Below are 20,885 nucleotides of genomic sequence, written 5' to 3' on the forward strand. Positions count from 1 at the left end.
CACGAAACTCTGAAACCTGTTTATGGTGACAACATTGATCCGGAAGATCTGGTAGTTGAAGGTGGAGTTGTAGACAGCGAAGAAACAACAGAAGAGCCAGAAGAAACTGAAGCAGCAGAAGACGCTGAATAATTATCTGTAAAAACGAACCGTAACTGTAAAAATGCAGGACGGTTACAAAATCACATAACGTAACATAAATTGATATTCTCATAAGTATTGATTTATAAACAAAAGGAGAGGTACTCTGAAGGATAAAGATCCTGCTGAGTGCCTCTCCTTTTGGGGTAGAGTTAACTTTTGCTTCAATTATGAAAATCTTGCATGCGGGGAACGGGATCAGGAATGTTCAATCAGCTCATTTAAGGAATGGAACGAATATCCCATATCTTCCCACTTGTTCAAGAGTTCATCCAGAATCTGCGCGTTAGTAGAAGATGTGCTATGCAGCAGAACAATAGCACCGGGATGAATTCGTCTGGTCAGCTTTTCGATAGCCTCCTGCGGATCTGGCTGATTATCCTGATACCAGTCCACATAAGCAAGACTCCAGAAGAAGGTATGATATCCCATTTCTTTGGCCATAGACAGATTCAGGGTACTGTAAATTCCCTGCGGCGGCCGGTAGAATTTGGTCATTTCCTTACCGGTAATTTCTTTATAAATATCTTCTACACCAGACAGTTCTTTTTGAAAAGATTCCTGCGTGGAAATCTTTGACATATCAGGATGTGTCATCGTATGGTTTCCAACAATATGTCCTTCGGCTTCCATCCTTTTTATCAGCTCCTGATTTTCAGAAATAAAATTTCCCACAACGAAAAATGTAGCCGGGGCTTCATGTTTTTTTAATGCATCCAGGATGGCAGGGGTATTTCCGTTTTCATAGCCGGCATCAAAAGTAAGATAGATTTTCTTCTCCTCAGTGTTTTCAGCATAAAAGGCATTATACCGGGATAGCTCTTCAATCGTGGCATTTCCCACAGGACGTTTTCCTTCTTCCTGAAAGCTAAGCCCCCAGTTGGAACTTTGGGAGGAAGATGGGAGAGCGGATTGTTTTGCGATATGGTGAGAGACGATCTTTCCGGCAGCCGATCCAATGAGTGCAGACATAAAGAATAAAAGAAAAATCCTTATAGATCTGGCTGAGAAAAATTTGACTTGTGATATGTATTTGCGACGCATAGAGATGAGAACCTCAAAATATGTGGTATTGCTTTAATATATGAGATAAAAAAGAAAGATAGAAGCGAAAGGCAGTAAGCAATGAGAACAGGTGAATAATTTGAATGTAGATATTTTAAGAAAATTATGTAAAAGAAAAGAGCCATCGATCTATTGCTTATCGTGGCTCCTGTTAAGATTCTGTATCCAAGGGATGATACCTCACTTTCTATGAAATTATATGTAAAACTGAAATATTAAATGTTAAAACTTACTGTCCCATTGGTCTGTACCTTCCTTGTTAGTATCTCTGATTCGCTATATCAGATGTAAATAGGGTAAATCGTTAAGTTTTCATTGGACTATACCTTCTGTATGCTGTTAACTGTTACATTTTAAATAGGGTAAATCGTTAACGTTTCATCGGACTGTACCTTCCCTGTATTGATTGGTTGTTATTTAAAAAATTAAATTTCCATTGGACTGTACCTTCTTCATATGGAATAGTTAATGAGTTAAAATAAGGTAAATCGTTAGGTTTTCATTGGACTGTACCTTCCTTGTGTTTGATAGGAACTTATAAAACTTAATTGGATTTAAAACTTTAAGTTCTTGGTGGTCCGTACCTGCCTTTCATAAATTATGAATCATGAATTTGAAACTTAGCTATTCTGGTGGTCTGTACCTCACTTTCTTAAATTATAAAGAAGAAGTTATGTTTTCGGTGGTCTCACTCCTTTTCTTTTTTTATTTTCGTAATCCCTTTTGTTTTATGAACTTAATATAACAGATAAAAATTGAAATGTCAAGCATAAAAATAGAAAATTTATAAAAACATTTAAAAGATATAATTAAAATGATTTATACTGATGAAATATTCTGAAAATAATAATGAACTCAAAAAATAACCAGTGTTTTTTAACGAATCAAGTAAGTCCCCTGATTCAATTGCGAATATCCGATTGAATATGTTTAAACAGCGCATACTAAGAAGAACATTGGGTAAAAATATGTTTATGAAGCAAGTCAAACGGATACAGGCAAGTCCATATTTGCTGATTATTTCTATTTGCAGTCAGGGCAGTGGATTTACCTGATCCGGTTAAATATCAGAAGCAGGAGGTTCTAATATGTTACGTTATCTGCCTGTAAGAAGGGTTCACGCAAGACAAGTACTGGATTCGAGAGGAAATCCTACGGTAGAAGTCGAAGTTACAGTAGGAGAAGGTGTGATTGGAATCAATGGATATACAGGAAGGGCAATCGTCCCTTCCGGAGCATCTACCGGGAAGTTTGAGGCAGTAGAACTTCGTGACGGGGAGAAAGGATACTATACGGGACTTAGCGTTCGTAAGGCAGTAGAGAATGTAAATATAAAACTGGCAGAAGCCATTCTTGGGGAAAATGCCCTGAATCAGGCTTATATTGATAAGAAAATCATAGAGACAGACGGTACAGATAATAAAAGCAACGTCGGGGCGAATGCAGCACTTGGAGTCTCTATGGCAGTGGCAAGGGCAGCAGCAGCGGCGCTTCGTATTCCACTGTATCAATATCTGGGAGGATGCCACACCAGGCAGATGCCGGTACCGATGATGAATATCTTAAACGGGGGACGTCATGCGGATAACACCGTAGATCTGCAGGAATTTATGATCATGCCGGTCGGTGCGAAAGATATGGAAGAAGCCATTCGTATGTGCGCAGAAGTATATCAGTTTCTCAAAATCATTCTGAAACAGAAGAACCTGTCGACGGCAGTTGGAGACGAGGGCGGTTTCGCACCGGACCTTCCGGATTCAGAAAGCGTACTGGAACTGATCATAGAAGCGGTAAAAAAAGCAGGCTATGAACCGGAAAAAGACATCTGCATTGCGATTGATGCGGCGGCTAGTGAATTGTATGATGAAGAAAGAGGCATATATGTTTTTCCGGGTGAAGGACAGATGAAAGGAGAAGAAGTTCTCAGAGATTCCGGGGAGATGATAGAATATTATGAGAAACTGATCGAGAAATTTCCAATCGTTTCTATTGAAGATGGTCTGGAGGAAGATGACTGGGAAGGATGGAAACAGATGACAGAAAGGTTGGGGAATAGAATCCAGCTTGTCGGAGACGATCTGTTTGTGACTAATATTAAGCGTCTTTCCTGTGGAATCAAATTAGAAGCTGCCAATGCGATTCTGGTAAAAGTAAACCAGATAGGAACTCTTTCAGAAGCTTTGGATGCAGTGGAAATGGCTCAAAAAGCAGGATACAAAGCAGTAATTTCGCACCGTTCCGGAGAATCAGAAGATGCTTTTATTGCAGATCTGGCAGTTGCCACAGGAGCCGGACAAATCAAGACAGGAGCTCCCTGCCGTTCGGACAGAAACGCAAAATACAACCAGCTCCTGCGGATCCATGAGACGCTGGGAGAACTTGCAGTGTACGAAAATCCCTTTAAAAAGAGCGAAAAAAGCTGTTAAAAACTCGGAAATGTGGTTGAAATCCCTCTGCGGCTATGTTACAATGAAACTCAGTTGATTAGGAGGTGTAACGAAATGCATATTGTTAAGATCATTCTGAGTATCATTTTCATAATAGATTGCATCGCTCTTACAGTAGTAGTTCTTATGCAGGAAGGCAAGCAGCAGGGACTTGGTGCTATTGCCGGAGCAGCAGAGACTTACTGGGGTAAGAACAAGGGACGTTCCATGGAGGGCGGACTTGTAAGGGCAACCACTATTATGGGAATTTTATTTTTCGTAATATCTGTAGCATTAAATATGCTTGGTTAATTGAGTAAGAAACTGGAAACACTCTTGTCACGTACAAGGGTGTTTTTTGTGTCATTTAAATTTCATGAGTGTGTTATACTTCCTGGGTTGTTAATTGAGTATTGGTCAGTACACTGGTAATATTTGTTTATAATGAAATAAAAGGAGAAAGATGAGTAGAAAAGATATAGAACGCAGAAAGAAGTTTGTCCTTGAACTGATGGGAGATCCCATTTATCAGCCAATGAGATTTCGTGAGATTTCTTCTCTTCTGAGACTTTCAAAAGAGGAGAAAAAAGATCTGTACGATGTTCTGGATGAGCTTTGTGACGAAGGTAAGGTGTCTGTAGACCACAAAGGCAGATACGAGAAGGTCAAAGGAAAGTGGAAGAAGAAAAAAGATGACCGCCACTATGATGACCGAAAAGATGAGTATGAAGCAGATTTCGGAAAAAAGAAGAAAGATAAGAAGAATAAAGATAAAAACGATAAAGACAGTAAAGATAAGAAAAAAGACAGAAACAAAGATAGAGATAAAGAGTGGAATCGGGAGAAGGATCGCCGGAAGAATCGGGGACGGGATTTTCGGGATGAAAGAGAAGGATATCGTGAAGGAAGATCCTGGAAGGAACTCCGGCAGAAGGAACTTTTATCGGACATCCGAAAGGCTTTGGCTTTGTAGAGATTGAGGGACAGGACGAAGATGTTTTTATCCCGGAAGCCTACACAGGAACCGCTATGCATCAGGATAAGGTAAGGATCATCATCCTTGACGGACAGAAAGAAGGCAAACGTCAGGAAGGTGTTGTTGTGAAAGTGCTGGAACGAGGCATGCCGGAGATTGTGGGAACTTATCAGCTGAACCGCGACTTTGGGTTTGTGATCAGTGACAATCCGAAATTTTCCAAAGACATTTTTATTCCGCGAAAAGAAGCTGCGGGAGTTAAAAATGGGGATAAAGTAATCGCAACAATCACAGATTATGGTTCAAAAAATAAGAACCCAGAAGGCAAGATCAAAGAAAATCTGGGAAATATCCGTACACCGGGTACAGATATTCTGGCAATCGTCAAGAGCTTCGGAATTCCAAGTGAATTTCCGGAGAAAGTACAGAAGCAGGCACAGAGAGTTCCGGATCACGTACTGGATGCTGACAGAGATGGAAGACTGGACCTGAGACATCTGCAGACTGTTACTATTGACGGTGAAGATGCCAAGGATCTGGATGATGCCATCTCTCTGTCAAAAGAGGGAGGTATTTATCATCTTGGTGTTCATATTGCAGACGTAAGTAACTATGTTCAGTACAACAGTGCATTGGACAGAGAAGCACTGAAACGGGGAACCAGTGTTTATCTGGCAGACCGCGTTGTGCCAATGCTGCCGGAACGCCTTTCCAATGGAATCTGTTCCCTGAACCAGGGACAGGACAGACTGGCATTAAGCTGTTTGATGGACATTAATGAAAAAGGTAAGGTAGTTTCTCATCAGATTGCGGAGACAGTGATTAACGTAGATGAGAGAATGTGCTATACAGATGTAAAGAACATTCTTGAAGATGCGGACGAGGATGCGAAGAAGAGATATGAAGCACTGATTCCGATGTTCTTTATGATGAAAGAATTGTCTGAGATCATCCGAAGCAGCCGACACCACAGAGGCTCCATTGATTTTGATTTTCCGGAAAGCAAGATCATTCTCAATGCCGCAGGAAAAGCCATTGATGTAAAACCATACGAGGCAAATGTGGCAACGAAGATTATTGAGGATTTCATGCTGATGGCAAATGAGACAGTGGCACAGGAATACTGCACAGAGGAGATTCCATTTGTATACAGAACTCATGATAATCCGGATCCGGAGAAAGTAGAGAGTCTTCTGACACTTCTTCATAATCAGGGAGTGAAGATTCAGAAAGCAAAGGAAGAGATCACACCAAAGGAAATCCAGCAGATCGTTGAGAGTATCGAGGGACTTCCAAATGAAGCAATGATCAGCCGCCTGGTGCTTCGCTCTATGAAACAGGCGAAATATACAACAGAATGCAGCGGACATTTCGGACTGGCAGCGAAATATTATTGTCACTTTACATCACCAATCAGACGTTATCCGGATTTACAGATCCACAGAATCATCAAAGATAACTTAAGAAGGCCGCCTGATGCGTGAAGGCAGAACCGAACATTACAAAGAGATTCTGGATGAGGTTGCAAGACAGTCCAGTGTATGCGAAAGACGTGCAGATGAGGCAGAGCGTGAATCAGACAAGCTGAAGAAAGCAGAGTATATGTCTTATCATCTTGGGGAAGAATTCGAAGGAATCATTTCCGGCGTTACAGGATGGGGACTTTACGTGGAGCTTCCGAATACGGTAGAGGGTCTGGTACATGTCAATACACTGCGTGATGATTATTATGTGTTTGATCAGGAAAGTTATGAACTTCGTGGCGAAATGACAAAGAAGGTTTACAAGCTTGGAGATAAAGTATGTGTTCGCGTGGCAGATGCAGACAAAATGCTGAAAACAGTAGATTTTGAGCTGGTTTCTGACATATGGGATACAGATGATGAAATTGAGGAATAAAGAGGCTATTTGATATTTATATACTACTCAATGTAAAAAATGCAGCGCGAGCCAGACAAAATGAAATCACAGTAAAGTTCCTGTCTGGAAGTTTTTATATAAATATGTTATAACTGAATAAAAATGGCTTGGAGGATATTATGGCAAAGAAAAAAGGAATGAAGCTGATTGCCAATAATAAAAAGGCATTTCATGATTATTTTATAGAAGATACTTATGAAGCAGGTATTGCCCTTGCAGGAACAGAGGTAAAATCTCTGCGTATGGGCAAATGCAGTATCAAAGAGTCTTTTATCCGCGTGGAGAACGGAGAAGTTTACATTTACGGAATGCACATCAGTCCTTATGAAAAAGGCAATATTTTTAATAAGGATCCGCTGAGAATCCGTAAGCTCCTGCTTCACAGATATGAAATCAATAAGATAGAAGCAAAACTGAAAGAAAAAGGTCTGACTCTTGTACCGCTGAAAGTTTACTTCAAAGACAGCCTGGTAAAAGTAGAAATCGGTATGGCACGAGGTAAGAAGCTCTACGACAAGAGACAGGACATTGCGAAGAAAGACCAGAGAAGAGAAGCAGAGCGAGACTTTAAAGTCAAGAATCTGTACTGACAAGTAAATATATAATCCCGCACATCGTTTTAGTGCAATTGATATATTTATTTACGAAACGATATACCAAAAGATAGCAGGAAACGCCAGAATAATATAATGGCATTTCCTGCTGATTTTATATTGGGCATAAATAACAGATTATAAAAAGATGTGCTAATTACAAGAAATGATTCTTTTTATGGCATAATAGATGAAAAAGAGAAAATACGAAATCCGAAAGTCTAAAAAATGTATGAAATCCGAATGCGTTTGGTTGACAAGTTTTCGATACTCTGCAATAATAGGAAATTGAAAAAATGAAAATGTTAAAAGAAAAAAGATATTCCGGATATAGGAGGGAATATATATGAAGAAACGTTATTTAATACTGGCAGGTCTGTTGGTAATGACAGTAGCCGCTGCCGGATGTGGTAAGAAACAGACGACAGAGACAGAGCCTGTACAGGCAACTGCTACGCCAACTCCTGAGGTTACCAAGGCAGTTGACATGGTAGATATGCAGCAGACATCAGATGATGATATAAAGAATGTGATGGGAGAGAAAACTGCAACAGCATCCAAGGTGGTATTTGTAAATAATACAGGTGATGACATTCAGGCACTTTATATCCGTACACATGTAAGCGACGAAGACAGCTCCGATGAGGATGAAGAAGATGATGGATGGGGAGAAGACCTTATCAATGATATGTTTACACTGAAGGATAAGGATAAAGCCCTGTATTATATGCCATCAGATACACAGACAACTGCAAACAAGAGCACAGCATCTTATGATATCCGCATCACCTATACAGATGAAGAGAAGAATGAATGCTTCTTCCGCGACATTCCGCTGAAAACTATTTCACAGATTACATTATGCATGGATGGAACAGGTGATGACTCGATTCCGTATGCGAAATATCTGACAGGTACAACTAAGAAAGAGATATCTACCCTTGCTGATGTAAAGAAACGTCTGGGAATGACAGATGACAGTGATTCTGATTCTACAGATAGCAGCAATACTACAGATTCAACAGATAATTCTGATTCAAAAGATAACAATAACAACAGCGATGACCAGAATAATAATGGAGATAACGGAAACGGCGGCGGTACAGATAATTCCGGAGATAACGGAAATGGTGGTTCAGACGATGATCCGGGAGATAACGGAAACGGCGGTGGCGATGATGATCCGGGAAACAGCGGAGATATGATTTCTAAAGCGGAGCAGTACATCGGACAGCCACTGGATGCGCTGGAGGGTGCATGTGGATCACCACAGGGCAGCAGCTATGAGGATGACCCGGAGACTGGCAAGACCGGATTCCACTATTACAGCAATTTTACAGTTTCTACTACTGTTGATGAAAATGGTAATGAAATTGTTGCCGGAATATGGTAAAATAAAAATACGAATATAGCAGAAGATGGAACATGATATCTGGCTTGTTAAACAGGCAGCATATCGCAAATTCTGTTATCTGCGATAAAATTAATTTCAGGAGACAGTTAATTATGAAGCGTGTATTATTAAAATTAAGCGGTGAAGCCCTTGCCGGTGAGAAGAAGACCGGATTTGATGAGGCAACTGTTATCGAAGTTGCGAAACAGATCAAGACGATCGCTGCGGAAGGTCTGCAGATTGGTATCGTAATCGGCGGAGGTAATTTCTGGAGAGGACGTACCAGCGAGACGATCGACAGAAATAAAGCTGACCAGATCGGTATGCTTGCAACAGTTATGAACTGTATCTACGTATCTGATATCTGCAGATATCTCGGATTAAAGACGGAGATTTTCACACCGTTCGTATGCGGCGCATTCACAAGCCTTTATTCCAAAGACGCAGTGGAAGAGAGCTTCGCACAGGGCAAGATCGTATTCTTTGCAGGCGGTACAGGACATCCGTACTTCTCCACAGACACAGCAACCGTACTTCGTGCAGTAGAGATCGAGGCAGAAGCGATTCTTCTTGCGAAAGCTGTTGACGGAATCTATGACAGCGATCCGAAGACAAACCCGAATGCAGTGAAATATGATGAGATTTCCATCGAAGAAGTAGTTGCGAAGAAACTGGCAGCGATGGACCTGACTGCATCTATCATGTGTATGGAACAGAAGATGCCGATGCTGGTATTTGCACTGGATGAGAAAGACAGCATTATCAATGCCGTTCATGGCAAATTCGTCGGAACAAAAGTTACTGTATAATAATAAAATCTATAAAAGAGGGAGACTAACCTAATGGATGAAAGAATTCAGAAATATGAAGAGAAAATGAAAAAAACACTGGTAAGCCTTGAGGGTGAACTGGCTACGATCCGTGCAGGACGTGCGAACCCGCATATCCTTGACAAACTTACAGTAGATTATTACGGAGCTCCGACACCATTACAGCAGGTGGCAAACATCACTGTTCCGGAAGCCCGTATGATTCAGATCCAGCCATGGGAATCCAGCCTGATCAAAGGAATCGAGAAAGCAATCCTTACTTCTGACCTTGGATTAAACCCAAGCAACGACGGTAAAGTAATCCGCCTTGTATTCCCGGAACTTACTGAGGAACGTCGTAAAGAGCTTGTAAAAGATGTTAAGAAAAAAGGTGAAGGTGCCAAAGTTGCAGTCCGTAACATCCGTCGTGATGCAAACGATGCATATAAGAAACTTGCAAAACAGGATGTGTCCGAGGATGAGATCAAAGAGCTTGAGGATAAGATTCAGAAGAGCACAGACAAATATATTAAAGAAGTTGATGCGGCAGTGGATGCAAAGAGCAAAGAGATCATGACCGTATAAGGGAAACGAAAAAGAGAGCTCCATGATGCGGGCTCTCTTGTTGTTTTTGTCAACTTGATATCAGAGATTGTCCCGCAGCCAGGCTGTTTTTGCAGTCTTACTTTCTTAAAGTCAGTGCAGAATGTGTGACTCTGGTATCATAAAATATAACAGAACAGGAAAAGGAAACAAAAAGTATGAATGTACCAAATCATATCGCTATTATTCTGGATGGCAACGGACGCTGGGCGAAAGCCAAGGGAATGCCGAGAAGCTATGGCCATGTGAAGGGCTGTGCCAATCTGGAGACAGTCTGCGATTACATGAAAGAACTGGGAGTCAAATACGTGACAGTATATGCGTTTTCCACAGAGAACTGGAAGCGTTCCAAAGAAGAAGTGGATGGCCTGATGAAGCTGTTTCGCAGCTATCTGAAGAAATGTATCAAACTGGCTGACAAGAATAAGATGAGAGTCCGCGTGATCGGAGAAATCTCCGCATTTGACCAGAATATCCAGGACAGCATCGTGCATCTGGAGGAGTATTCCCAGAAATATGATGAGATTTATTTCCAGATCGCATTAAATTACGGAAGCCGCGATGAGATCGTCCGGGGTATCCGCAAACTGGCACAGGATGCAGTGGACGGTAAAGTAAAGCCGGAGGAGATCGACGAGCATGTATTTGACAATTATCTGGATACCGCAGGAATCCCGGACCCTGATACTGATGATCCGTACGAGCGGAGAATTACGTCTTTCTAATTTCCTGTTATGGCAGATGGCTTATACGGAATTCTATTTCACAGATGTGGCATGGCCGGATTTCAATAAAGCAGAACTGGTAAAAGCCATCGAGAAATATAATCAGAGAGACAGAAGATACGGGGGAGTAAAGGAGGAATAAAGGATGTTTAAGACAAGACTCTTAAGCGGAATCCTGCTCGTGATCATTGCGCTTGCTACCATCATAAGCGGCGGCTATGTGCTGTTTTTCACACTTCTTGCTGTTTCTCTCATCGGAATGAGAGAGTTATATAAGGTAATGAAGGTGCAGGATGAGAAGCTGAATCTGCTGACGGCAGCAGGATATACAGGTGCAGTACTTTATTATCTGGCTGTACTGCTTGACTTTGAAAGATATGGTGTTCTGGCAATTATTTTTGGGCTGGTACTGATCATGTTGTGTCTATGTATTCACATATCCGGCTTATCAGGCAGCTCAGGTGATGCCGGCGCTGTTTGGAATTGTTTATGTAGCAGTGATGCTGTCATTTATTTACCTTACCAGATGCCTTCCGGGCGGAAAGTTCCATGTATGGCTGATTTTCCTGTGTTCCTGGGGCTGTGATACCTGTGCTTACTGCGTGGAATGCTGATCGGCAAGCATAAGATGGCACCAATCTTAAGCCCGAAGAAATCAGTGGAAGGTGCAGTCGGCGGTGTAGTCGGAGCTGCACTTCTGGGCGTGATCTATGCAGCGGCAACGCAGGGACCGATGCTGGAATATGCAGTGATCTGTGCAGTCGGAGCACTCATCTCCATGGTAGGTGATCTGGCAGCTTCTGCAATCAAAAGAAACCAGGGAATCAAGGACTATGGAAAAACTAATCCCAGGTCATGGCGGAATCCTCGACAGATTTGACAGCGTGATCTTCACCGCACCGGTAATCTATTTTCTTTCTATTGTTATGTATTGAGATATGATTGGATTTGGGATAATTGTTAACTGACAGTAAGAAGAAAGAGGTATATATGAAAAAAGTAGCAATATTAGGTTCCACTGGCTCAATCGGAACACAGACGTTGGATGTGGTACGTGCAAACGCAGACCTGGAAGTAGTAGTCGGCCTTGCGGCAGGAAGCAATGTGGAAATGCTGGAGAAACAGATTCGTGAATTTCACCCGAAACTGGTAGCGGTCTGGAAAGAAGAAGAAGCAGCCAGAGATCTGGCGGTGAGAGTACAGGATCTGGATGTAAAGATCGTAAGCCAGATGGGCGGTCTGATCGAACTTGCGAGAATGCAGGAATCGGATATTCTGGTCACAGCTATCGTGGGAATGATCGGAATCAGACCTACCATGGAAGCAATCCTTGCAGGCAAGGACATTGCACTGGCAAATAAAGAAACACTGGTGACAGCAGGTCATCTGATCATGCCGCTGGCGAAACAGTTCGGTGTACAGATTCTGCCGGTAGACAGCGAGCACAGCGCAATTTTCCAGGCGCTTCACGGAGAGAAGAGAGAGCAGATACATAAACTGCTGATCACTGCCTCCGGCGGTCCTTTCCGTGGAAAGAAAACAGCTGACCTTGAGAAAGTAACTCTGGAAGATACCCTGAAGCATCCAAACTGGGTAATGGGACAGAAGATTACAGTCGATTCTGCTACATTGGTAAATAAAGGTCTGGAGGTTATGGAAGCGAGATGGCTTTTTGATGTAGATCTGGATCATATTCAGGTAGTGGTTCAGCCACAGAGCATCATTCACTCTATGGTGGAATTTGAGGACGGTGCAGTGATCGCACAGCTTGGAACACCTGATATGAGACTCCCGATCCAGTATGCATTATGCTATCCGGACCGGAGATATCTTAAAAGGCGACAGACTTGACTTCCATATGCTGAAACAGATTACCTTTGAAGAACCCGACAGAGAGACATTTAAGGGACTCCCGATGGCTATCGAAGCGGCACAGACAGGTGGCAGTATGCCGACCGTCTTTAATGCGGCAAACGAGCTGGCGGTGCGTAAATTCCTCCAGAAAAAGATAAGTTTTCTGGATATTTATGAGATTATCGGGCAGTCTATGAGCAGACATACGGCAGTTGCCGATCCGGAATCTGGATCAGATTCTGGAAATCGAGAAAGAAACTTATCAATGGATCGAAAGCAGGTGGTAGATTGAAAATTATTATTGCAATCCTCATATTCAGTGCAATCATTCTCTTCCATGAACTGGGACATTTTCTCTTTGCAAAGCTGAATAAGATCGTAGTTACAGAGTTCTCCCTTGGAATGGGACCGAGACTGCTGAGTACGGAGAAAAACGGTACCAGATATTCGCTGAAACTTCTTCCTATCGGCGGTTCCTGTGCCATGCTGGGAGAGGATACGGATATAGAGAATGAGCCGGGAACTTTTAACAGTGCATCGGTGTGGGGCAGGATTTCAGTGGTTGCTGCCGGACCGGTCTTTAACTTTATCATGGCATTTGTACTGTCTGTGATCATTGTAGGAGCTGTGGGATATGAGCCGTCCAGAGTGCTTTCCGTAACGGAAGGATCTGCCGCTGAGAAAGCCGGACTGAAGGAAGGCGACATAATCACCAGCTATCAGGGATATCACATTGACCTGGGAAAAGATCTCTATGTGTATTCCTATCTGAATGAACTGAAAGAGGGAGACACCATCAATCTGACTGTTAAGCGTGACGGAAAGAAGATGGATATTTCCTATAAATCGGATACAAATGTGAGATATCTTCTGGGCTGCAACTTCAATGGTGACGATGCTTCTGTCATGACAGTGGAATCCGTGATGGACGGAATGCCATTACAGGCAGCAGGTGTTCAGGCCGGAGATGTGATCACTTCGATCAATGGAACAGAGATCTCCAATTCAGAAGACTATCAGAAATATATACAGGAGAATCCTCTGACAGGAGCTCCGGTAGAATTAACTTATAAACGAGATGGAAAGACATACGATATCACGGTTACTCCAAAAGAGTACCGCACGGCAGAATCAGGATTTACGTATAACGTATATTGCGAGAAAGCCAAAGGTCTGGATGTGATCAGATACGGCGCAGTAGAAGTAAAATACATGGTCCGCACAACGATCCTCAGCCTGAAAGAACTGGTTACAGGCAAACTTGGGATGAAAGACTTAAGCGGTCCGGTCGGTGTGGTCGATGCGATTGGAACGACCTATGAGGAAAGCAAAAGCGAGGGAACAATGATCCTGTGGATGAATATGCTCAATATGGCAGTCCTTCTCTCTGCAAACCTCGGCGTAATGAACCTCCTGCCTCTTCCGGCACTGGACGGAGGACGTCTGGTATTTCTTATTATCGAAGCAATACGCAGAAAACCGATCAACAGAAAAGTGGAAGGTTCCATACACTTCGCCGGGCTGATGCTTCTGATGGCATTGATGGTATTTGTCATGTATAATGACATTGTGAAGCTTATTTAAACTGCGGGGCAGTTATTTGGTATAGAATACTGCTGTACAGGACTTAAAAATGACAGATTTTCAAAAAAATGGAACTCTGTCATTTTTTTACGTTAATTTGTGAAAGAAACAGGCCTGAATATATAGATTTTTTGCGTTGCTTTTGCTATATTAGAGATATTCTGATGTTTATCTGTCAGACAAATATGTTTAAGTGTGTAAACATGTTTGTCTGCTTGTCTGCTTTTTACCGGATAGTATTGTATTCAGTTGACGATGCTGCCGCATTGCCTCATTCAAATGCTCCGCCGATAAAAAATTATTCGTGGAGTTTTGCCAGATATTAAGTTGGAATAAGGATCAGGATAGTGTGTGTGAAAGTAGCAAAATGGAAAAATGTGAGGTGCAAAAAGATGGCAACAAGGAAGAAAAAGAAAAATGAAACAACAGCATATGTAAAGGCAGTTCTCATCTTTATATGTGCAGTAGGTGTAAGTCTGGTCATATTTTTGCTGGGCGTACAGAGCTCTATTGAGAAGAGGTCACAGAAAACAATTGTGACAAATGTTTCAAGACAAAGTGAACACGTAAAATCTATTCTGGACATTCATTACGGATATCTGAATGGCATTGCAAAAGAGATAGGAAAGTCTGACGATCTGCTGTCGGATGCAAATATGGAGATGCTAGATGCTCTTGCTGAAAAGACGGCATTGGAGCGGACGGCGCTGGTAGAACCGGATGGAACTGCCCACTATGATAACGGGGTGACGAAAAATGTATCTGCCAGAAGATATTTCAAAGAGGCAATCAGGGGAAAAGAAACGCTGAGTGATCCTCTGGAGAGCAGTGTAGATCAGGAAACCAGAGTGGTTCTGGGCGTACCGGTATGGAAAGATGAAGAGGTAATCGGAATCCTTTGCGGTTCCTACAATGTAACTTCATTAAGCCGTATGCTCTTTAATGATTTCTTTGAAGATGTCGGATATACACTGATAACTAACGGTTATGGTGAGATCATTGCTTATGACGGAGATTCTACCTATCACAAGATTACATATGGAGATAATTTTTTCGGATTTTATGATAATCAGACAATGCTTGGCGGGTCCTCTCTTGGGAAGGTAAAGAAGGATTTTACAACGGGTACAGATGGTCTGATGATAATGCGAAACGGAAATGACCGCAGTTCAGACCGTTACCTGGCCTATACCAGTATGGGACTGAATGACTGGATGATCTGTTATGTAATTCCGGTTTCAAAAGCGCAGAAGTCCTACGATTTCATTCGATGGTATGAACTGATATTTACCGTAGGATTTGTCATCATGGTATGTCTGCTGATTCTGTATATTTTTCATAAAACAAAAGCCAGAAATATGCAGCTTCTTCGTGCGGCAGAGACGGATGCGCTGACAAATGCCTATAATAAGAGAAGCACAGAAGAGAAAATCAATGATGTGCTGCAGGAACATCCACAGGAACCGGGAACCTTTGTGATCATGGATGTGGATTGTTTCAAGTATGTCAATGACAGATATGGACATGCTGTAGGAGATAAAGTCCTCCAGCAGTTTGGACAGATTCTTCAGGCACATTTCCGCGAGGGCGACATCATAGGCCGTATCGGCGGAGATGAGTTCGTAGTATTTATGCGGAAAACAGAGAATAAGGAAGGCGCTGTTGCAAGAATCGAGAGTCTGCTTCGGAAAATGGAGAATCTTCCTTTCGCAGAAATGAACGGAGAGAATGTGACCATCAGTGTCGGAATTTCTTTTGCCCCGGAACAAGGAACGGGATATCTTGACCTGTATAAGAATGCTGACATCGCACTGTACAAAACCAAACAGAGCGGAAGAGACGGATTTAATGTCTATCAGGAAGAGACAAGAGAAGAACAGAAATAATGTCAGGAAAGGATATAGAAGAAACGAAAGAAAAATGGACGAAAATACAGTATTACCGCTGATAAATTCAACATTTGAGCCGGGACATGCATTAGAAAAAGTGGAGAGCTTCAAGGATAAAAAGATGGCACACATCCCATCAGCATGATTTACCTGTACTGCATGGTTGCCATGTGTGAGATCAGTCTGAAACACCAGAAAGAAGCCCAGGAAGCCCTGCTCACTGCATGGCATATGGCAGCGAAGGATGAACTTCTGGAGCCTTTTATCGAACTTCATGGACTGCTTCAGGGTCTTCTGGAATCCACTGTGAGAAAAGAAAACCCTGGGCTCTATAAGCAACTGTCAGAAGCAGTCATCGCATTCAGCCGCGGCTGGATCGCAGTCCACAACCCCGGCTCAGACAGAAGCGTCACAGATGCCCTGACAACCATGGAATTCTCCATTGCCATGCTCGCCTGCCGCAACTGGAGCAACCAGGAAATCGCCGACCACCTCGGAATCTCCCTAAACACCGTCAAACATTACCTGACGGATATCTTTGATAAGCTGCATGTGAGGAAGAGGGATGAGTTGAGGGATTTTGTGTTGAAGTGAAGAAAAATAAAGAAGAAAAAATACGCATTGGCTTTTGGACTGGTGCGTATTTTTGGAAAGCGGAACTATATACAAATCTGACAAAACTAATTGTAAAGATAGCGGATCATATCTTCGAAAAAGAAGAGGATATCCGGAAAGGAATAGGTGATGTTATGGGAGGAAAAGTTCTGGAACTGGAATCAGAAAGGCTTAAGGCGGAAGGAGAAGCTCGTTTAGGAACTCTGATTAATCGGCTGATTCAGGATCAAAGAACGGAAGAAATCCAGATTGTATCGACAGATCCTGAAAAACGTGAGCAGTTATATAAGGAATATGGAATTTAAACGAAAGAGAAATGTAGATTTACAGAAATGCTTAAAAAAATGTGATAAGAAAAAGATTGCTGAATATGTGAAATAAAAACTATGCGCACTGGTTGTCTGGTGCGCATAATTTTATAAACTACATATTAAATAAATCACTATGTGTGCCAGTGCGTGATAAAGTGAGAACAAGAATATCATTTTCGATTCGGTATACAAGAAGCCAGTCTGGCTGGATGTGGCATTCTCTGTGCCCGATCCAGTCACCAGATAAAGGATGGTCTTTATGTCTGGCACCTAAAGGTTCACCATTTGCAAGTTTTGTAATGATGTCTTTCAGTAAGGTGATATTCATACCACGTCGTTTGGCAAGCTTATAGTCTTTCTTAAACTGCGTAGTGTTTCTGATTTCGTATCTGGTTATTTTTCAAGGTCTGCAAAAAAATCATCAACATTATGATAGCCTTTAATAGATGGATCCTTTGCAATTCTTTCTGCCTCAAGCATTGCCGAGACGGTTTCTTTGTTTGGCGTCCCTTCTGTGATTTTGAAAGGGATTCCTCTTTCGCGTAAAGACTGACGTACAAAAATATTGAAGGCTGTGCTGAGATTCATGCCAAGTTCCTCGTAAAGAGCCTCTGCTGCTGCTTTGAGATCACTGTCCATACGGATACTGATATTGCTAGTTGTTGTTTTTGCCATAGTATCACTTCCTTATTTGTTTTGATATAACTATTATATGTATAATGCACGAAAATATCAATATAATGCACGAAAATAAACAATATTCGTGTAAAAAATTCCACAGAGAAATTTATTATATTTAGTAGAAAGAAAAGCGGAAGAAAAATGGGGAAAAGGAATTGTAGAACAGTTAAGTCTCGATTTACAAAATGAATTTCCTGATGAAAAAGGTTTTTCAGCAAGAAATCTTTGGAATATGAAAAAATGGTACTTGTTTTATTCATCAAGCGATATCTTTTCAGAAATGGCTCATACGATTGAAAACAGTATCGATTTAAACAGCTTAAAACTGCAACAGGTTGGTGCAGAAATTAGTGAAAATCAAAAACTGCACCAAGCTGGTGCAGAAATAGAATTTCCTGCAATCTTCGGATTTGTACCATGGAGACATCATGTGGAAATAGTAACAAAATGTAAAACAATAGAAGAAGCTTTATTTTATGTGAGAAAAACAATAGAAGAAAGCTGGAGCAGGAGTACACTTGTTGGTTGTATAAAAGCAAATTTATACCAATCATCAGGTAATGCACTTACTAATTTTGCGGAAAAACTTCCTGCCATACAAGGAAAACTTGCACAGGAAATCGTAAAAGATACTTATGATTTCAACTTTGTATCACTTTTCATAGGACGTGATGAGGAAGAGTTGGAAGATGCATTAGAGCAGAATATTACACGCTTCTTGCTAGAACTTGGATCAGGATTTGCCTTTATAGGAAGACAGAAAGAGATTATTGTCGCTGGTAAAACAAGAAAAATAGATATGCTCTTTTATCATATTAAGCTTCGCTGTTATGTAGTTGTTGAACTTAAAGCAGTATCATTCGAACCAGAGTTTGCAGGAAAACTTAACTTTTATGTAAATGCGGTCAATGAGTTAATGAAATCAGGATCCGATAATCCAACAATTGGTCTTCTGATATGTAAAGATAAGGATCAGACAGAGGTTCAGTGGGCTTTTCAGGGAATAGAGACACCTATGGGAGTCGCAACTTACGATAATATACGCTTACAAGAAATAAAATCGCAGTTGCCATCGGAGGAAGCTATTCAGAAACGATTAGAACAGGCAGAAGAAGAATATATCTTAAAACTAAAAGAAAAGAATAAATAATCCAGTAAGGATTATCACATAAGCCATTTGGACTAACCATTCAGATGGCTATTTTTTTACCCTTTTGGGGTAATGGATGTAAAAAGAAGGTGAGAAAATAGAAAATCAAAAAGGTCGATGACAAGACTATGGTGATCTGCAAATTCCGGCTCATTGGTCGGAATATACACTGTTCACTCCGTTCACAGTAACGTAGCCAAAATTTCATTCCAGATTGCCTGCGGCAATGGGATTTTGGCTTGTATGTCTCGGGATAGTGGTGTATGAACAGTAACGCGAAGGCTGCAAAAGTAATAAGCAGTAGGAGACTGTACTTGACATATGAAGGTTCTTATACTATATTATATTTAACAATTAGGTTAAATGTTAAATGAAAGGCTGTGATGAACTATTGGGATTACAGGATACACTGAAAGCACTGGCAGATCCAATACGACGTGAGATTTTAAATTTGTTAAAGGGCGGACGGCTTTCAGCAGGAGAGATATGTGAACATTTTTCGGTGACGGGGGCGTCCATATCCAGACATCTGGCAATATTAAAGGATGCTGATCTGATCAGGAGCAGAAGGGAAGGAAAATTTATTTATTATGAACTAAATACTTCTGTATTGGAAGATGTTATGTTGTGGATCACAGACTTAAAGGGGGCATCGGATCATGAAGGAAATGATTAAAAAATATAAAGGTACATTGATCTGTTCTGTACTGGTAATGCTTGCAGGAATTTTGGTGGGTTTTACGATGGCGCAGAGCATATGGATAAACGTGTTTTTTGTAGTGACAGATTGTATACTGGTGACAATCATCTTTTATGACAACAGGAACAGACAGCAGAGCAGCAAGGTTATAGGGATGGTCATATGGATAATACCTGTTACCGCATTAATCTATAATGGTATGGCAAGACTGATCAGTATGGATGCGGATAGTGAGAATCTGTTTATGGCAGTAATTTACTTTGGAACAGGATTACTGCTTATGATCATAGGAAATTATTTGCCGAAGGTGAAACAGAATAACACCATAGGAATCAGGGTTGTATGGACACTGCAGGATGAAGAAAACTGGAGTGCAACTCATAGATTTAGTGGAAAATTATGGGTGGCATCAGGTGTCCTATGTATGCTTTGCGGCCTTTTTGGAGAAAGCATTGCTGCTTTGGTTTTGTATATTGTGAGCATTATGGCTGCTGCAATTGTCAGCATTCTTTATTCTTATCTTTTTTATAAGAAAAAAATGGCAGCCGGAGAAAAATTAAAAATCCAGTATAACAAGAAAACAATCGTGATATATGTAATCGTATCAGTTCTTGTCATAATATTTACTATATGGACTTTGTTCTGGGGGAGTATTGATATCAGTTTCCATGATAATGATTTTACTGTTGAGGCACAGGGATGGAGTGATTATACAGTGGATTATGAGCAGATTGACAGTATCTCATACAAAGAAAATTTATTTCAGAATGGGAATGATCGCAGAACAAATGGTATGGGAAACCTGAAGTATGGTATGGGAAATTTTAGAGATGATATTTATGGAGATTATATCCGCTACACCCATGCATCCTGCCACTCATATGTAGTTATGGATATAGGCGGAAAAATATTGGTGGTAAATGGCGCAGATGAATCAGAAACAAAGAGAATTTATGATACGCTCGTAGAGAAATGTCAGATGAATTAGTGTGTGTTTAATTATAAAAAAGACCTTTTTGTATGTATGGCTGGTGCTGTAAGAGTACAGTTACGATGCGTGACAGGGCTGCGCGGTCGCGGGAGCGTCCAGCTCTGTCATGGCGCGGCGCACTGCAAGCTGCTCCAGCGTCCTGCCAAGGTCCTTTTCGCCGGAAAACACGCTTGTCACGCGATAGAGGGTCTTGCCGATCCTGACCTCCTTATAAGAGGCGACCGGCTCTTTGGATGTTTTTGTTCGGTGTTGCGGTCGAATCCAAACGGAGAGCGGCGGGGAGCGGCAGCCCACGGCGAAGAAGTGCGGCGGCAAGCCGCAACAGCGACACCTCCCGTACTCTTTTGTCATAGACTGATTTCCTTTCTGCTCAAATCGGATAGAAATGGCGAAAGGCGGTTGTTCAAAAGAGCAACCGCCTTTCCTGACAAATGAAACCGAAAAGGGGCGCGGGGCTAT

General features: G+C 41.6%; 19 protein-coding genes and 4 pseudogenes. 19 read left to right on the plus strand and 4 right to left on the minus strand.

Annotated elements, in window-relative coordinates; translation table 11 throughout:
* Positions 1–339 precede the first annotated feature (339 nt).
* Positions 340–1,185, minus strand: coding sequence for a delta-lactam-biosynthetic de-N-acetylase (locus AC058W_RS06320; RefSeq protein WP_117677622.1), 846 nt, complete (start codon positions 1,183–1,185; stop codon positions 340–342).
* Between the two features lie 1,109 nt (positions 1,186–2,294).
* On the opposite strand from AC058W_RS06320, the gene eno reads away from it, so the two are divergent.
* The 16 genes and pseudogenes from eno to AC058W_RS06400 all read left to right on the plus strand — a co-directional run bounded on the left by eno (position 2,295) and on the right by AC058W_RS06400 (position 16,898).
* Positions 2,295–3,632, plus strand: a complete 1,338-nt coding sequence (eno, locus tag AC058W_RS06325) for a phosphopyruvate hydratase (RefSeq protein WP_117677621.1) — start codon at positions 2,295–2,297, stop codon at positions 3,630–3,632.
* Positions 3,633–3,707: 75 nt separating this feature from the next.
* Positions 3,708–3,944, plus strand: coding sequence for a preprotein translocase subunit SecG (secG, locus tag AC058W_RS06330; protein WP_117677620.1), 237 nt, complete (start codon positions 3,708–3,710; stop codon positions 3,942–3,944).
* Between the two features lie 151 nt (positions 3,945–4,095).
* Positions 4,096–4,605, plus strand: a complete 510-nt coding sequence (locus tag AC058W_RS06335) for a hypothetical protein (protein ID WP_479389836.1) — start codon at positions 4,096–4,098, stop codon at positions 4,603–4,605.
* Positions 4,566–6,507: pseudogene (gene rnr / locus AC058W_RS06340) on the plus strand (ribonuclease R); the annotation flags it as partial. The gene AC058W_RS06335 and the pseudogene rnr, both read left to right, overlap by 40 nt.
* A gap of 140 nt (positions 6,508–6,647) precedes the next feature.
* The gene (gene smpB, locus AC058W_RS06345) at positions 6,648–7,118 is read left to right on the plus strand and encodes an SsrA-binding protein SmpB (RefSeq protein ID WP_025580321.1); all 471 of its coding nucleotides are present in this window, start codon (positions 6,648–6,650) and stop codon (positions 7,116–7,118) included.
* A 349-nt stretch (positions 7,119–7,467) separates the two neighbouring features.
* Positions 7,468–8,514, plus strand: a complete 1,047-nt coding sequence (locus AC058W_RS06350) for a hypothetical protein (RefSeq protein WP_118411687.1) — start codon at positions 7,468–7,470, stop codon at positions 8,512–8,514.
* A 113-nt stretch (positions 8,515–8,627) separates the two neighbouring features.
* Entirely contained in the window at positions 8,628–9,323 is a 696-nt protein-coding gene (gene pyrH, locus AC058W_RS06355; protein WP_117677617.1) for a UMP kinase, read from the plus strand.
* Positions 9,324–9,356: 33 nt separating this feature from the next.
* Positions 9,357–9,908: a ribosome recycling factor gene (frr, locus tag AC058W_RS06360; protein ID WP_117677616.1), complete on the plus strand. Its 552-nt coding sequence runs from the start codon at positions 9,357–9,359 to the stop codon at positions 9,906–9,908.
* 176 nt (positions 9,909–10,084) lie between these two features.
* Positions 10,085–10,793 (plus strand): annotated as a pseudogene (locus AC058W_RS06365) (isoprenyl transferase).
* A gap of 3 nt (positions 10,794–10,796) precedes the next feature.
* Positions 10,797–11,531, plus strand: a pseudogene (locus AC058W_RS06370) (phosphatidate cytidylyltransferase).
* Positions 11,485–11,586, plus strand: a complete 102-nt coding sequence (locus AC058W_RS06375; RefSeq protein ID WP_479389837.1) for a phosphatidate cytidylyltransferase — start codon at positions 11,485–11,487, stop codon at positions 11,584–11,586. Before AC058W_RS06370 ends, AC058W_RS06375 begins: the two are co-directional and overlap by 47 nt.
* 55 nt (positions 11,587–11,641) lie before the next feature.
* A pseudogene (gene dxr / locus AC058W_RS06380) lies at positions 11,642–12,792 on the plus strand (1-deoxy-D-xylulose-5-phosphate reductoisomerase).
* Position 12,793: 1 nt separating this feature from the next.
* A complete protein-coding gene (rseP, locus tag AC058W_RS06385; protein ID WP_117846292.1) occupies positions 12,794–14,089 on the plus strand; it encodes an RIP metalloprotease RseP in 1,296 nt (431 codons plus the stop codon).
* Positions 14,090–14,481: 392 nt separating this feature from the next.
* Positions 14,482–15,975, plus strand: coding sequence for a sensor domain-containing diguanylate cyclase (locus AC058W_RS06390; RefSeq protein ID WP_118138066.1), 1,494 nt, complete (start codon positions 14,482–14,484; stop codon positions 15,973–15,975).
* A gap of 144 nt (positions 15,976–16,119) precedes the next feature.
* On the plus strand, positions 16,120–16,572 hold the full coding sequence (locus AC058W_RS06395) for a helix-turn-helix domain-containing protein (RefSeq protein WP_118610143.1): 453 nt from the start codon (positions 16,120–16,122) through the stop codon (positions 16,570–16,572).
* Positions 16,569–16,898: a hypothetical protein gene (locus AC058W_RS06400; protein WP_118610144.1), complete on the plus strand. Its 330-nt coding sequence runs from the start codon at positions 16,569–16,571 to the stop codon at positions 16,896–16,898. The genes AC058W_RS06395 and AC058W_RS06400 overlap by 4 nt, the downstream gene beginning before the upstream one ends.
* Positions 16,899–17,016: 118 nt before the next feature.
* Here AC058W_RS06400 and AC058W_RS06405 read toward each other — a convergent pair whose 3' ends face one another.
* On the minus strand, positions 17,017–17,301 hold the full coding sequence (locus tag AC058W_RS06405) for a type II toxin-antitoxin system YafQ family toxin (RefSeq protein ID WP_117677607.1): 285 nt from the start codon (positions 17,299–17,301) through the stop codon (positions 17,017–17,019).
* Positions 17,298–17,579: a type II toxin-antitoxin system RelB/DinJ family antitoxin gene (locus AC058W_RS06410; protein WP_117677606.1), complete on the minus strand. Its 282-nt coding sequence runs from the start codon at positions 17,577–17,579 to the stop codon at positions 17,298–17,300. Before AC058W_RS06410 ends, AC058W_RS06405 begins: the two co-directional genes overlap by 4 nt.
* Positions 17,580–17,676: 97 nt before the next feature.
* Here AC058W_RS06410 and AC058W_RS06415 point away from each other — a divergent pair, with 97 nt between their 5' ends.
* From AC058W_RS06415 to AC058W_RS06425, 3 genes are all read left to right on the plus strand, one after another.
* Positions 17,677–18,735: a PDDEXK nuclease domain-containing protein gene (locus AC058W_RS06415; protein ID WP_118610145.1), complete on the plus strand. Its 1,059-nt coding sequence runs from the start codon at positions 17,677–17,679 to the stop codon at positions 18,733–18,735.
* A gap of 370 nt (positions 18,736–19,105) precedes the next feature.
* Entirely contained in the window at positions 19,106–19,411 is a 306-nt protein-coding gene (locus tag AC058W_RS06420; RefSeq protein WP_207663147.1) for an autorepressor SdpR family transcription factor, read from the plus strand.
* Positions 19,395–20,423, plus strand: a complete 1,029-nt coding sequence (locus tag AC058W_RS06425) for an SdpI family protein (protein WP_118610146.1) — start codon at positions 19,395–19,397, stop codon at positions 20,421–20,423. Before AC058W_RS06420 ends, AC058W_RS06425 begins: the two co-directional genes overlap by 17 nt.
* A 60-nt stretch (positions 20,424–20,483) precedes the next feature.
* Here the strand turns inward: AC058W_RS06425 and AC058W_RS06430 are convergent, their stop codons facing one another.
* The gene (locus AC058W_RS06430) at positions 20,484–20,777 is read right to left on the minus strand and encodes a hypothetical protein (protein ID WP_207724676.1); all 294 of its coding nucleotides are present in this window, start codon (positions 20,775–20,777) and stop codon (positions 20,484–20,486) included.
* Positions 20,778–20,885 lie beyond the last annotated feature (108 nt).

This window comes from Blautia sp. CGZ-1-C1 (assembly GCF_056504575.1).